This window comes from Gracilibacillus sp. HCP3S3_G5_2 (assembly GCF_052063305.1).
Lineage (GTDB): Bacteria > Bacillota > Bacilli > Bacillales > Amphibacillaceae > Gracilibacillus.
In genome coordinates, this window is the sequence record NZ_JBQHXU010000001.1 from 13,270 (window position 1) to 27,506 (window position 14,237).

At 36.3% G+C, this 14,237-nt stretch carries 11 protein-coding genes; 5 read left to right on the forward strand and 6 right to left on the reverse strand.

All coding sequences use genetic code 11. The annotated features are described in order from the left end of the window. The first annotated feature begins 167 nt into the window (after positions 1-167). From ACTNEP_RS00080 to ACTNEP_RS00095, 4 genes are all read left to right on the forward strand, one after another. A complete protein-coding gene (locus ACTNEP_RS00080) occupies positions 168-986 on the forward strand; it encodes a lipoate--protein ligase family protein (RefSeq protein ID WP_441159504.1) in 819 nt (272 codons plus the stop codon). A 12-nt stretch (positions 987-998) separates the two neighbouring features. Continuing rightward, a complete protein-coding gene (lipA, locus tag ACTNEP_RS00085) occupies positions 999-1,946 on the forward strand; it encodes a lipoyl synthase (protein WP_441159505.1) in 948 nt (315 codons plus the stop codon). A 21-nt stretch (positions 1,947-1,967) separates the two neighbouring features. Beyond that, positions 1,968-2,762: an HAD family hydrolase gene (locus ACTNEP_RS00090; protein ID WP_441159506.1), complete on the forward strand. Its 795-nt coding sequence runs from the start codon at positions 1,968-1,970 to the stop codon at positions 2,760-2,762. Positions 2,763-3,256: 494 nt separating this feature from the next. Then, positions 3,257-3,391, forward strand: coding sequence for a YjcZ family sporulation protein (locus ACTNEP_RS00095; RefSeq protein ID WP_441159507.1), 135 nt, complete (start codon positions 3,257-3,259; stop codon positions 3,389-3,391). Positions 3,392-3,458: 67 nt separating this feature from the next. Here the strand turns inward: ACTNEP_RS00095 and ACTNEP_RS00100 are convergent, their stop codons facing one another. Next, positions 3,459-5,735: a beta-L-arabinofuranosidase domain-containing protein gene (locus tag ACTNEP_RS00100; protein WP_441159508.1), complete on the reverse strand. Its 2,277-nt coding sequence runs from the start codon at positions 5,733-5,735 to the stop codon at positions 3,459-3,461. A gap of 140 nt (positions 5,736-5,875) precedes the next feature. On the opposite strand from ACTNEP_RS00100, the gene ACTNEP_RS00105 reads away from it, so the two are divergent. Continuing rightward, positions 5,876-6,742, forward strand: a complete 867-nt coding sequence (locus ACTNEP_RS00105) for an AraC family transcriptional regulator (RefSeq protein WP_441159509.1) — start codon at positions 5,876-5,878, stop codon at positions 6,740-6,742. A gap of 253 nt (positions 6,743-6,995) precedes the next feature. Here ACTNEP_RS00105 and ACTNEP_RS00110 read toward each other — a convergent pair whose 3' ends face one another. From ACTNEP_RS00110 to ACTNEP_RS00130, 5 genes are all read right to left on the reverse strand, one after another. After that, the gene (locus ACTNEP_RS00110; RefSeq protein WP_441159510.1) at positions 6,996-8,174 is read right to left on the reverse strand and encodes a D-alanine--D-alanine ligase family protein; all 1,179 of its coding nucleotides are present in this window, start codon (positions 8,172-8,174) and stop codon (positions 6,996-6,998) included. Between the two features lie 20 nt (positions 8,175-8,194). Then, positions 8,195-9,766, reverse strand: coding sequence for a UDP-N-acetylmuramoyl-tripeptide--D-alanyl-D-alanine ligase (locus ACTNEP_RS00115; protein ID WP_441159511.1), 1,572 nt, complete (start codon positions 9,764-9,766; stop codon positions 8,195-8,197). A 2-nt stretch (positions 9,767-9,768) separates the two neighbouring features. Continuing rightward, positions 9,769-10,545, reverse strand: coding sequence for an alpha/beta fold hydrolase (locus tag ACTNEP_RS00120; protein WP_441159512.1), 777 nt, complete (start codon positions 10,543-10,545; stop codon positions 9,769-9,771). 173 nt (positions 10,546-10,718) lie between these two features. Next, complete coding sequence (locus ACTNEP_RS00125; protein WP_441159513.1) at positions 10,719-11,258, reverse strand: biotin transporter BioY; 540 nt, start codon at positions 11,256-11,258, stop codon at positions 10,719-10,721. A 393-nt stretch (positions 11,259-11,651) separates the two neighbouring features. Further along, complete coding sequence (locus ACTNEP_RS00130; protein ID WP_441159514.1) at positions 11,652-14,219, reverse strand: PEP/pyruvate-binding domain-containing protein; 2,568 nt, start codon at positions 14,217-14,219, stop codon at positions 11,652-11,654. Between the last annotated feature and the right edge of the window lie 18 nt (positions 14,220-14,237).

Genomic DNA, 14,237 nt, shown 5'->3' on the forward strand with positions numbered 1-14,237 from the left:
CCTGCTGTATTCATTCTTTTTCACTGCTTTTACTATATCACATTATGCAATAATTCATATTTATCTTAATCTTTTGACATATATATATCCAGACTGTACCATTATAATGGAAATAATTGAAAAGAAAAAAGGGGGATTAGTTCTCTCTTAAAGAGAGGCTAAATATTATGACTGAGACTTGGTATTTTATTGACACACAGAAACAAACACCTGCCTATAATATGGCTGTCGATGAATGCTTATTAAATTGGCATAGCAACAAAAAAATACCGCCAACCATTCGATTTTATGAATGGGTTCCGGCAGGCTTGTCGGTCGGTTATTTTCAAAAAACTGTTAATAAGATTGATTTAGAAGCAGTCCGCAATCATGGGATTGAACTTGTCAGAAGACTGACCGGTGGACGTGCTGTTTTACACGATCAAGAATTAACATACAGTGTAATCGTTTCGGAAGAACACCCTAAAATGCCTAAGTCAATAAAAGAAGCGTATATGGTACTTTCTCAAGGGTTGTTAGAAGGATTCCGTTCACTAGGTATAGATGCATCCTTTGCCATACCTGAGGGGAAGTTAAATACTACACAGTCTGCTGTATGTTTTGAAGAACCTTCCTGGTATGAACTTGTAGTGAATAATAAGAAAGCAGCAGGAAGCGCCCAAACAAGAAAAAAAGGAGTTATTCTGCAACATGGCTCGATCCCTTTAACGGTAGATAATGATAAACTGTATGATTTATTTATTTATCGAAATGATAAAGTAAAACAAAGGGCACGTGAGGCGTTTAGTGATAAGGCAATTTCCATCGAGCAAGCCACCCATCGTCAAGTCACATTAGAAGAAATAAAAAGTGCCTTTAAAAAAGGATTTGAGAAAGGTTTAGAAATTGAGTTAAAAGAATTTACTTTTAATGAGGAACAACAACAAGAAATCCAGACGTTAATGGAAAATAAGTATTTGAATGATGAATGGAATCTTTCTAGATAGGAGCGATACATAATGGCAAAAGATCAAGAACATCTAAGAAAGCCTGAGTGGTTAAAAATTAAAATAAATACAAACAAATCTTATAATCGTTTAAAACACCTAATGCGAGATAAACGTTTAAACACAGTTTGTGAAGAAGCGAAATGCCCGAACATTCACGAATGCTGGAGTGAGCGTAAAACAGCAACCTTTATGATTCTAGGTGATACTTGTACAAGAGGTTGCCGCTTCTGTGCAGTAAAAACCGGTCTACCGAATGAATTGGATTGGGGCGAGCCAAAAAGAGTGGCAGAATCTGTGGAAATTATGGGCTTAAAGCATGTGGTTGTCACAGCAGTTGCCCGTGATGACTTAAAAGACGGTGGTGCTGCTGTATTTGCTGAAACAGTAAGACAAATCCGTGAAAGAGTGCCCGGTTGTACAATTGAGATTTTGCCTTCCGATATGAAAGGTGACTACGAAAGCTTACATACATTAATGGACAGTGGTCCTGATATTTTTAATCATAACATTGAAACCGTCAGAAGGCTTACCAAGAAAGTCCGTGCAATTGCTATGTATGACCGCTCACTTGAGTTGTTGCGCCGAGTCAAAGAAATTGCACCAAATACACCGACAAAATCAAGTATTATGGTTGGTCTGGGTGAAACAAAAGAGGAAATCATTGAAGCAATGGATGATTTACGCGCAAACAATGTAGATATCATGACGATAGGTCAATACTTACAGCCAACTAAAAAGCATTTAAATGTAGAACGTTACTATCATCCGGATGAATTCAATGAATTAAAGCAAATCGCCTTATCCAAAGGATTTAAACACTGTGAAGCTGGTCCTTTAGTTCGTTCATCCTATCACGCTGATGAACAAGTAAACCAATCTGCTGCACAGCGCCGTATTCAATATATGAAAGGCTATGAGGAAACGAGTGGCGAAGAGCTAAAAAACTTCACTTTTTAATGAATTTGAGGGAGACTGAAGATGACTAACTACCAAGCGCTTTTCTTAGATATTGATGGCACTATTTTACGCCGTGACCATACGATTCAAGATTCGACAAAAACAGCAGTTAAACAAGCACAAGATAAAGGGATAGAAGTTTTTTTGGCAACCGGACGTCCACTCCATGAAATTGATGACATTGCCAATACATTAGGTATCGATTCTTTTATCGGATATAATGGTGCATATGCCACGTATAATAACAAAACCGTTGTCGACGAACCTATATCAGGAGAAGTAATTGATCACTTTTTGCATATCGCTGAGAAAAATGATCATGAAATAATTTTTTATACAAGTGAATTAAACTTAGTTACTTCTACAACTAAGAAGCTTGTACAAGACTTTATTGAGTATTTCGATTTAAAGGATTATCAACGATATGAAGACGCGTATCGAAATCAAATACTTGGAATAACACTTATGAACCTTCACCCCGATGATCCTGCTCTCTATCACTTTGAACAAGAGGAGATGTACTTTTCTCAAGTGAACGTTCAAGGTCTCTCACATTGTTATGACATGATCAGGGAAAATGTGAACAAAGGGCAGGCTATCAAGAAAGTGCTCCATCAGTTAGATATTCCAACAGAAGCAGCAATTGCTTTTGGGGACGGAATGAATGATAAGCAAATGTTACAATTTGTCGGTGAAAGCTTTGCCATGGGAAATGCAACGCCTGAAGTTTTCCAATATGCTAAATACCGTACCACTTCCGTAGAGGAATCCGGTATCTATAATGGTTTGAAACGATTAGGAATAGTGAAGGAATAATCACTGATTAAATAACAACCTTTAGGAACTACTAGAAGGAGACTAGTTGGTTTTTCTTGATAAATCCATTGTCTTCCCTTTTCCTTTTAGATTTCTCTAATATAATGGAGTAAAAGTCAATTTGAGGTCATTAATAAATACACAAAGAAACCAACTTCCTTTTAGAAGTTGGTTTCTTTGTGTTTCGTGAAAACAGACACCTTAAATGGATAGGGGAGCAACAAGCTACATACATATAAGCAGGCTAAAAGTGGACTGATATTTTAGGCTTACATGTACTTTATTAATTAATGAACTTTCCACATTCATTAATTAATATGTTAGATATAATATAACAAAGGATTTGGGGTACGACAGTAAACTTGTTAACATTTCTTACAAGGTATTTTTCTTAAAGTGAACGCCCATTTTTTCGAAAACTGGTCATTTACCCTAACTTATTTGACTCATATACATACATTAATTAGTGACAATACACAAGGAGGTTGATATGAATGAGCTATTACGGAGGTTCATGTGGTGGTTATGGTAGCGGATATGGATACGGCGGTGGTTACGGCGGCGGATTCGCTTTAATCGTTGTACTTTTCATCTTGTTAATTATTGTTGGTGCTTCCTTCTACCATTAATAAAATATATACAGGATATCCTGTTCCACCTAATGAGAAGGTCCCCGGCAATACCGGGGATTTTTACTTATAAAGATGGACTGTTCAACATTCTAACACGATACACTCCACCAGCAATTTTATTTTTATTTGAAGAAAACGTAAGCGTAACCTTTTCTTTACCATCCACTAGTGTAGTTGGTAGCCGATATGTTTTTGAATAGAGCTCACTAATATTAGGTTGATGAAAGTACTCTTTTGCGAGCATATACCCATCAACTTTTATTTCAAATTCTCGCTCCATCCTCCTTCCCTCTATTTCCATCGTGTAATCACTTTTATTGTACGTAATAGATACATACATCTCTTTTTCGGGATCCACTTTTAAATCGTAGCTGAAATATCCACCATCCCTTGCTTCTCTCCAACCGCAGTGAACGTCATTACTATAACCAGAATAGGAATTTTCAGCTTTCATATTGTGATCTACTTCAGGTTGTTGTTCATTAGGAGTAACTTCATCCACAATAATTTTTTGCTCACGTGTTCTTCGTTTTCTTTCCCCATCACCAAAATCTTTAAATTCCTGCTCCGACATGATATTCCAATAGATAGTATAGCGTTCATGATGAATATCATAGAAAGGCTTTAATAGGATCCGCCTATCACCAGGACGAGCGATTGGCTCTGTTTCAAATAACAATTTTTTTCTATCCTTTATTTTTACCCAGTCTTTCAATGGTTTATCTGTTACCAACGTCGGTACATCAATTAATGGATGATTATTTAATGCCTGATGATCATCAAGAATATCCGTTTCAGGAAAGTTTTCTCGACCTAATGCCCCTGCTAACACAATAGGTCCGTACATAATGACTTGTTTCTTTCTATCGTCTTTCGCATAATAACGATGTAAATCTAATGGTAATTCATATGCTATCTGATCACCATTCTGCCAGTTATGTTCTATAATAAGATATCCGTTATCTTCTATGGGTGTTATTTCAGCTCCGTTTAGTTTGATTGTAGGCGCTTCTGACAACCAGACCGGCTTTCTGAAAGCAACTTGCTTTACTCCATTGGTTATTTTTTCAATTGTGAGGGTTGTCCTCGACTGATATGGGAAATTCGTTTGCTGTCTTATCACCATGTCCTCATTCATTTCTGACCATTCTGCTGAAATAAACAAATGAACATATAATCTGTCATCTATTTTTTCAAAAATACGTCGGTTATACCTTGCTGGGTTCTCCATTCCTGTTCCTGTACAACACCAAAACGAATTATCATGAGAATGATATACTTTAAAATGGCCCGGTTCAGAAGATACAAAGTATGTTTTCATTCCTGAGTCAGGGTCTTGTGATGCAAGAATATGATTATATAAAGCTCGCTCATAATAATCATAATAGTGAGCTGAATGATCCCAAGCAAAAAGAATTTCTGTTAATTTCAGCATATTATAGGTATTACATGTCTCTGTTGTTAAGATTCCAAGTTCTTCATCATTTTCAGGACCGAAATGCTCACGAATACTATTTCCACCTATTGCATACGTACGATAACGAACAACTTGCTCCCAAAAGAATGTTGCTATTTGTTTATATTTTTCTTTCCCAGTGATATTGTACAGCTTTGCTATACCAATCACTTTAGGAATTTGTGTATTGGCATGTTTTCCTTCTAAATCATCTTGTTTGTTCGCTAACGGTTCCAATACCTCTTCATGATAGAATTTTTCCGCCAGCTCTAAGTAGCGAAAATCCTTTGTTATGACATAAAGATCTGCAAATGCTTCATTCATTCCACCATGCTCACACGTCAACATACGCTGAAACTGCTCTTTTGTTAAATGTTTCAATCCATTATAGGCCCAGTCAGCAAGCTTTGTTACGATCTCTAAAGCTAAGGTAGAGCCGGTTTGTCTATGGACATCGATCAGTCCAGCATATATTTTATGGATGGAATACCATGGTACCCAAGATCCGCCCAGGTTAAAGCGCCCTGCTTCAAACTCGCCGGAAAACACATTATCAAAACAATCACGTGAGAAACCACTTACATAACCGTCCTTATCAAAGGACTGAACAATTGCTAATTCCGATAAGGCGTACTCTATTTTATCCATTAATACTTTATCAGCTGTTACTTGATACATCGTTGCCGCCGCTGACAACCAATGACCAATCGAATGCCCAGCGATTTCCATTGACTCCCAGCCACCATATCGTTCTTTTTTAGCTGTTTTACCTACAGCTTCATAGCAAGGTGCAACTAGCCGATCAATATCTAAATAAAGTAAATATTCCTTTCCTTTTTGTTGGGAACGCCTAAACATACCCTCTAATAATTTTACATTTCGCATTAACTCCACCTCCGCAACTATTTCAATTACTAGTATGACGTGTAACCTCATTTTTGTACATTCACAATTTATAAAATTACATATCTTTTTTTTGGATTTCTGATAAAATAAATTTATCAAATTTGGAAGGAGCGATCATTTTGTCTCATCCAGTCATCATATCAAGCAGTTCATTCCCACTTATTCATGAAATAGGTTTAATGACCGATAAAGTAGGGATCGAAAAACACCCTGATCGTGTAATGCCAAAATTAAATGTATTTGTTTATGTAACCAAAGGACAATTACAGGTGATAGAAGATGGTGAAGAATATAATCTGAAGAAGGGGTCCTATCTTTTTCTTAGAAAAAACGTCCATCATTGGGGAAACGAATTCTATCAACCAGGATCTGAATGGTTTTTCATTCATTTTTTCACGCATGATATACAAGAAAACGCCACTGAGTATAGTACGTATGGAAAAACTTCACTCTTTCATTATGAGGAATATCAAAGAAAATTAACCATGCCTAAATTTGGGGAAATGTCCCACCTTGGTTATACGCAATCTCAACTAGAGCAAATATTAGAAATGTTTGAATCCTCCCACCCTATGAGGCCATTTTTAACCAGTATGCATACACATCAGTTTTTTCTAGAGTTATACCTCGAAAATCTAGAAAGCTTTTCAAATATGAAAACAAATAGAATAGTAGCCAAAATGATTCAATTAATGGATGAACAAGACAGCCATAAACTATCTAGCGAAGAACTTTCGGAAGGCTTAGGGATGAATTATGCTTATCTTTCTACTTTGTTTAAAAGTCACACAGGAAAAACCATCACTCAATACCAAAATGAACGGATGGTGGAAAAAGCGATTCAATACTTTCGAAAGGATAACTATAATGTATCAGAGGTAAGTGACATATTAGGATTTTCTAATCCTTTTTATTTCAGTAGAGTGTTTAAAAAAGTAACAGGCATGTCCCCAACTGATTATCTTAGACAAATATATCGCGGGTAAACGTTTAGCTATTGATGGACGATTGTTCCATTCCGAATATTGATAAGCAATTTTAAATGTTCCGGTAAAGTGCTTCGCTTCCACCGTATACATCTTTTCACCGTGTCATCTATACCATCAGGAACGGCTTCAATCACTTCATCAAACATAGATGATTGTTTTCAGCCCCTACGCTCTACCTATAAAAAAGATTCTGATCATACAAAACGAATGATCAGAATCTTTTAACGGTTAAATTTTAACCCGGTCTAGTTTATTTTCCTTTTGTGCCTTGTCCCTTGCTGTGCAGCGAGAAGAGATTGGTATCGATCGAGAATTGAATCGATTGACGTTCTCTCTCTCGCTTTAAGGCTAGCTGAATTAGTTGATCAGTTAATTGTTCAAAATCTTTACCGCTCGGTTCCCACAAATAGAAGGAAAGTGAACCCGGAATCGTATTGATTTCATTGACGAATACTTCTCCTTCAGGATTTAGCAGGAAGTCAATTCGGGATACTCCACTAGCATTTAATAAACGAAAAGTTCTCTCAGCTAGTTCTTTTACCTTCGCTGTTGCTTCTTCGCTAATTTCTGCTGGAATAATACGGTTTACACTTTCCATCCCTTTTGTATCTCCAGTTTTACCACCGCTCTGATACTTATCTGCATAGGATAGAATTTCATCCGTACTCAACACTTGTTCACAGACAGAACTTTCTACCTTTTCATAATCACCAATAACAGAACAGTTAACCTCGGTCAAATCTGTTATCATCTTCTCAATAATAACTTTAAAACTGTAGGATATCGCAAGCTCAATGGCTTCTTCTAATTCCTCTTCATTATCTGCCTTTGAAATGCCAACACTGGATCCAAGATTAGCTGGTTTGACAATAACCGGATAACCGATCTTTTCAGCTAATTGTTTGATTTCATCTTGCCGATCATGCCACTGACTGGAGTAAAACCACTCATAATCAACGATCGGTACACCGGAATCACGTAAAATTTGCTTCATCATCACCTTATCCATGCCAGCTGCAGAAGATGCAACATCACAACCAACATAAGGAAGGCCTAATAATTCAAGGTAACCTTGTAAAGATCCATCCTCACCGTTTGTACCGTGGATAACCGGAAACACAACATCGATTGTTGTGATGATACCCTTCGAAAACAGCGAGCGTTCTTTTTTCTTTAATACAATATTGCCTTCGCCTTCCTGTTCTAAAACGACTTTATCAGCTTGTTTAAATAACTGATCCAAATCCTTATAGTTATCAATATTGGTTAATACATCCCCTGTATACCATTCTTTCGATTTACTAATATAAATTGGTACTAGATCATATTTTGATCGATCGATTGCATTAAATGCTTGAAGTGCTGAAATAACAGACACTTCATGTTCTACAGATACACCACCAAAAATTACGGCTACTTTCGTTTTCACAGAGTATTCCTCCCAATAAATTACTCATTATATGTGTCAGGTAAATCATTTTCCAAGAGAACTATAGCATCTTGGCGATTTAATGCTTGAATTTGTGATATTGCATGATTTAAGTCTTTCGCGATAAACAATTGCTCTTCTGGATAGCCTTTTTCCCGTAGGCCGTCTTGAATTGGTTTCGTCTGTTTTGCTCCCACTAAAATCACATAATCACATGCATCAGCGGCATATTCACCAAACGCCTTATTATATTGATATTCCTTATCACCTAATTCTACCATACCTGGCGTTACCAAGACCTTAAAGCCTTCCATGGAAGAAAGAACCTCTAAAGCCATACGTGAGCCAGTCGGATTTGAATTAAAACTGTCATCAATAACGGTTAAATTACCGAATCCTTTTTTTATTTCCATTCGGTGTTTGACTGCCTGAATCTTCTTGACACCAAGTTGTAGCTTAGAGAGCGGTACACCCATTTCCCATGCCAGACTAATAGCAGCTAGAATATTATATACATTATGCTTCCCTAATAGTTTTGTTTCAAAATCAGCGTCTAATGTTCCTGCTTTATTTGTTACTCTAAAGGTTGTTCCTTTTTTATGAAAACGAATATCAGAGGCTAAATAGTCTGCTTCCTTATCATCAATCGCAAAATAAACTTTGCGACACTGATTTTTCGGCGTATAAGACATAATGTTCTGATCGTCTCGATTGAGAAAAGCAATACCGTCTGATGGTAATGATTCTACGATTTCATACTTTGTTTTTTGAATGTTCTCTAGTGTTTTAAATGTTTCTAAATGCTGTTCTCCAATTGCGGTTAAAATAGCATATTTATGACTAACTAGTTCACAGATTTCTTGAATATTACCTGGTTCTTTTGCGCCCATTTCTGCAATAAACACATCATGATATGGCTTTAATGAGTTACGAATAGTGATCGTAACACCGATTTTCGTATTAAAACTGTTCGGTGTTTTTAACGTATTAAAATGTGTAGACAGTATGGTATCCAAAATAAACTTCGTACTTGTTTTACCATAGCTACCTGTTATACCTACTGTTTCGGTATTTTTAGCACTATCAATAATACGTTTCGCATCTTTATAGTAATATTCTTTAATTCTATTTTCGATCGGTTTGTTAATGAGGTTAGCTAATAACACTATTCCGTACGTTAGGATAGAACCTACTACAATAACTAAAGCTGCATAACTTAATGGATAATCATTCCATATAAAATGTAAGCTTGTTGCGAGCAAGAACAAGTAAATAATCGCAGTGGTTACAATCAGGCGTTTCACACGAGCAGTAACAGCCAGCTTTTTCTTTTCTTGTTTATTTCTCGGTACAAACAGTCCTAACAATACAATAAGGAAAATAAGCCAGTTCCATTCGAAAATTAAGAGAAGGGATAATATAAGTGCCAGCCACTCATGAACAGGTACTACCTTTGTCCAATGATCTGTCATCCACCGCCACAATCGATTGTTAAAATAACTATTTAATTGCAACATATGGATCGCTTGTTTCGTTCGGAAAAAAATATACACCATCCACAATACACTTACAATGGAAAATATTATTTGCATGATCAAACTGCTCCTTTATCTTCTTCTAAAAAAGTATCTACAATTACTGCAACACGACGCTTTTGTTCTAAAAATACGTAATGTCCTGCATTTTCAATTAATGCTAGGCCTGCATTCGGTATTAATTTCTCCATGATTCTCGCATCCTCTACAGGTGTTGCCGTGTCATTTGCACCCCAAATTAATAAAGTAGCTGCTTTAATATTTGGCATATGGTGCTGTAGATCCTCGTTAACAACTTTACTTAAAGTTTGTTGCATCACCCTTGACGCGTTTTGATAATCAGAAGATCCAGCTTTCCCACGATATTTCGCAATAATAGCTTCTTTATATCTATTTAAAACTGGTAAACTCAATACCTTTTTCAATGCTTTATATGTGTACACTTTGACATAATAATCTGCTTTACGTTTTGGCTTTACACCAGCACTGCCTATTAGGATCATTTTATGTACATTATCCTGGTGCCGATCTGCATATTTTATCGATACCCTTCCACCAAAAGAATGTCCAATTAATATTGGGTTCTGTATACCAAGTTTCGCTAAAAATTGTTCAAAAAAGTCAGTGTACCTACCTACATCCCAAGCTTCTGGTGGTTCATCACTTTGACCAAATCCAGGAAAATCCAAGGAGGTAACTTGAAAATGAGCACTTAAACTATCTTGTAAGTCCTCAAATAAATCGAGGCTCGTTCCCCAGCCATGAAGCATTACGATAGGACGACCCTCACCAATTTGTCGATAATGAATGTTTAATTGATCTATTTCTATAAACACGAATGAACGCTCCCTTATCAATCTCAGCTTATATCTTTCGCACATCACTTCTACTATATGACGCAAACATACTATTTAGAAAGAAAAATTTCATATCCTTTATCATATCATAAAACTTAAAAGAGAGATAGACATAATGTACCTTTATCCAGTCCATCAGCCTATCCCACTATTTACAATAAGTTTGCCTTCATTAATCTTCTTCGAATTATTATCCCTAACCAGCTTGCAAGAATAGCTTTGATAATTCCTACAACCAGAAATGGAATGACTCCTGAAGCAATTGCTGCACTCCAGCTTAAGTCTGCTACGAATTTAAGCTGTGTCATACCAAACGCTAAGGTAATAAACATTCCCACAATATTTGCAATTAATGCCATCTTAAAATTAAAGGTAGTTTTTTCTAGTATAAGTCCAGTAACATAAGCGGTAGCGATAAAGCCAAAGATATAGCCTCCTGTAGGTCCAACTAAAACTTGTGGTCCTCCCATTAAACCGGCGAATACCGGTAGCCCAATCATTCCAATTAATAAATAAGCAATCATCGAAAGTGCTCCGAGCCTGCTGCCAATAATTGTTGCTGTAAGACCTACTGCTAATGTCTGTCCACTAAATGGCACTACCCAAAGTTGAACTTGTAATTGTGCTAATATACCTGTGATCGCCGCAAAAATACTTGCTAAAATAAGTCCTCGTAATTTGTTTGAATGCATATTCCTCCCCTTTCTGTTAACCAATACGAAATTAAAGTTAACATATTAAGGTGGAAGTGACAACTATTTTGGCGAAAAATATAAATAATGAAACATACCAACTCATACTACATCCATTGATCCTATTTATGATGCTTTAAAAGTCAGAGTAAAATAAGCAATTACACAAGCAAATGAATGAGTTCGCAGTTTATGATAAGACCAAGAAGAAAAACATTCTTTATGCAGACAGTTCTTCTTCTTGGTTGGCTCTTTACTATGATGAAAGCTGACACTTATGTGTTTCTACTAGATCTTTACTCATTTGATTATTCCTTCTATAATCTCCCATCTCATAATTCCGGGATTCTTTTTGATGAACACTTGTTAGTTTAATATTGTTCTAAGAATATATTATCTGCATATCAATTTTTGTTTTACTATGTCAGATACTAGTTCCATGCCTGTTACTTTACTTACGTGGATTACTTCATCTAACACTTTCAGGCTTTCAACCCATTTACTCAATAAATTTGGCTGATTGGTTACATAAGAAGGTTCAAAGCGAACACCTTCTTCACCATCAAAAATGGCCACATAAAAAATATCCGATTCCACAATATCTTGAAAGAAATGACTTCCATAGGATAACTCCGGCATAAAACCTCGTGAATAGGATGAAACTTCACATATTGCATCCACATGTTGAATTTCTGAAAAGTGAACAGGTACACCAAGCGATGGTGTAGAGGTTCCCCAACGTCCAGGTCCCACAAGAAATACACGTTCATTTTTTAGCTCTCTTGTTATCTTACCAATGGTACGAGCCACACTATATTTGTCCTGTTCACTTAGCTTTAGGTAACCATCCATATCTACATAAATACAATAGTCTATCGGTAGACGCACATTACCACCCATAAAATTTCCTTCTGTTTGAATGAAACAGGCATCGTCAGGTGTCATTTCTGGTATGTCTACTGATTTCCCAAGCCCTTTTGTTTGTAATGGTCGGCATTGAACGATGTTAATTTTAAAGGTATCTTTATCACGGAAATTAGCAGTAAATTCCACATCCACAGGATAATCATAGACACGAGCTATTTCGGCTAAAATCTCTCTCATTACCTGTGGAAATCTAGAATTTTTTAGTAAATTTTTAAAATCAAGAATATATGGAGTCGGCATGTTTTTATACCCTAAATCCTTTAAACGAAAGGCGGTTTCTGTATCAATTGAAGCAAAGAGATTTCGGTCAACGTCCCATACATTGGCTATTGCCTCATCTAACTGAATACTAGTCCATTTATTTTCAGATATCGATAAAACGTCCACTCCATGCTGTGAAAACTTCTTTAAATCATCCATGTGCATTAAAGGCTTCCGTGTCGGCTGATCTAGCGTCACGATTTTTGCGTAGTCATCTATGGTTCGGTCAACTGCTCTAGTACCTAACCCGAATACTAAACGAATCATTCCTGCTTCCATATCTACACTTTTATCCCATACATAGAGATTAGAAGAGTTGCCAACACCGGCAATATGCGGAAAGAAGTTATCCTCATAATGGTCCCCAGATACACGCTGAATCAAAATTGCCATTTGTTCATCTTTTTCAAATAGACCGCGGTTCATCCGATATTCTAATGCATCTTCATTCATCGTACTGGCATATACAGTACGTATGGCATCTTCTAATGCTTGATAGCGTTCTTCCGGTGTGCCCTGATTAACACAAAAAACGCTATCGTACTTCCCAGCAAATGCATTTCCAAAATTATCTTCTAACAAGGAACTGGAGCGAATAATGATCGGTGATTGACCGAAATATTCGAGCACTTGGATAAATTGCTCTTTTATATTAGAAGGAAATTCACCATTTAACAATTTCTCTCTTAATTCACGTGCATACTTATAATAACCTTCTTTCGTTTTTTGTTTAACACGAAGTTTCCACCAGCCATTCTGAACGATATACGTATAAAAAATGTCAGAGCCAATATAGAAAGAATCATGTGCTTCCATATATTTCGTAAAGCGATTCTGCTTGTCTTCTTCTAGTATTTTTCTTGCTAACAGCATTCCTACACTTTTACCACCAATAAATCCTGTTCCAACTTCTCTTGATGCAATCGTTAAAATGTCTTCTAACGTAAAATATTGATCACATAAATCAAACATTCTTGATTTTTCGCCAATCAGCAGTGTCATCAATAATCTCTTTGTTTGTTCCTGCGTTGCTTTATCTTTTTGCAGATCGCTTCGTGCTCTTGCAAAAATAACATCCCAATAGTCCATCCGTTCTTCCACACGATTAATGTTAGAAAATAATGCTGAAGCTTCTGAACTTGCAGTTATACTTTTTACGCGGTCATCTTCAATTAAATGTGGAAAGAACATCGTAGGAGAATATCGCTGCTCTACTTTTAATGGATGAATATAATTCTTTCCTTCTACTTCGTATAAATCTAATAAAACCTGAGTTGTTTCGCGTATACCGGCAATTGTACTATACGTGTGTACGTTACGGTTAATAGCAAAATAAGCTACCGTATCTAGTTCATATAAATAAGGACAGCAAACTTTAAAAAAGTTACCAATCATTAAATCAGAATACCAGCTTGATAATAGATCCGTTAAACTATCGAAAACATAAAAGGTTTTAAACCCTTCGTTTTCGATTAATCGGTGGATTTCTGTAGCAAAGCTTTCAAATCCTTTCTTTGCGTCCACCTGGTGTTGCTTCACTTCCTCCCGGTCTACTAGTGGTTCGTGTTTACCGAAACGAACGTAAATTACTTTTCGTTTATCTTGTAATGCTTTATCTACATAAGGAGTGATAATATCTTTGTATGCTTTAATGTTATCCACTTGCCATACCACATTATCCCCTAATCTCAACGAATCAATAGTCTTGTCAAATCCAGGAATTCCAGTGGAGATTTTTAATTCCATTTCCATCTTGATCACCAGCCACTTCATAAAAAATACTTCTATTCT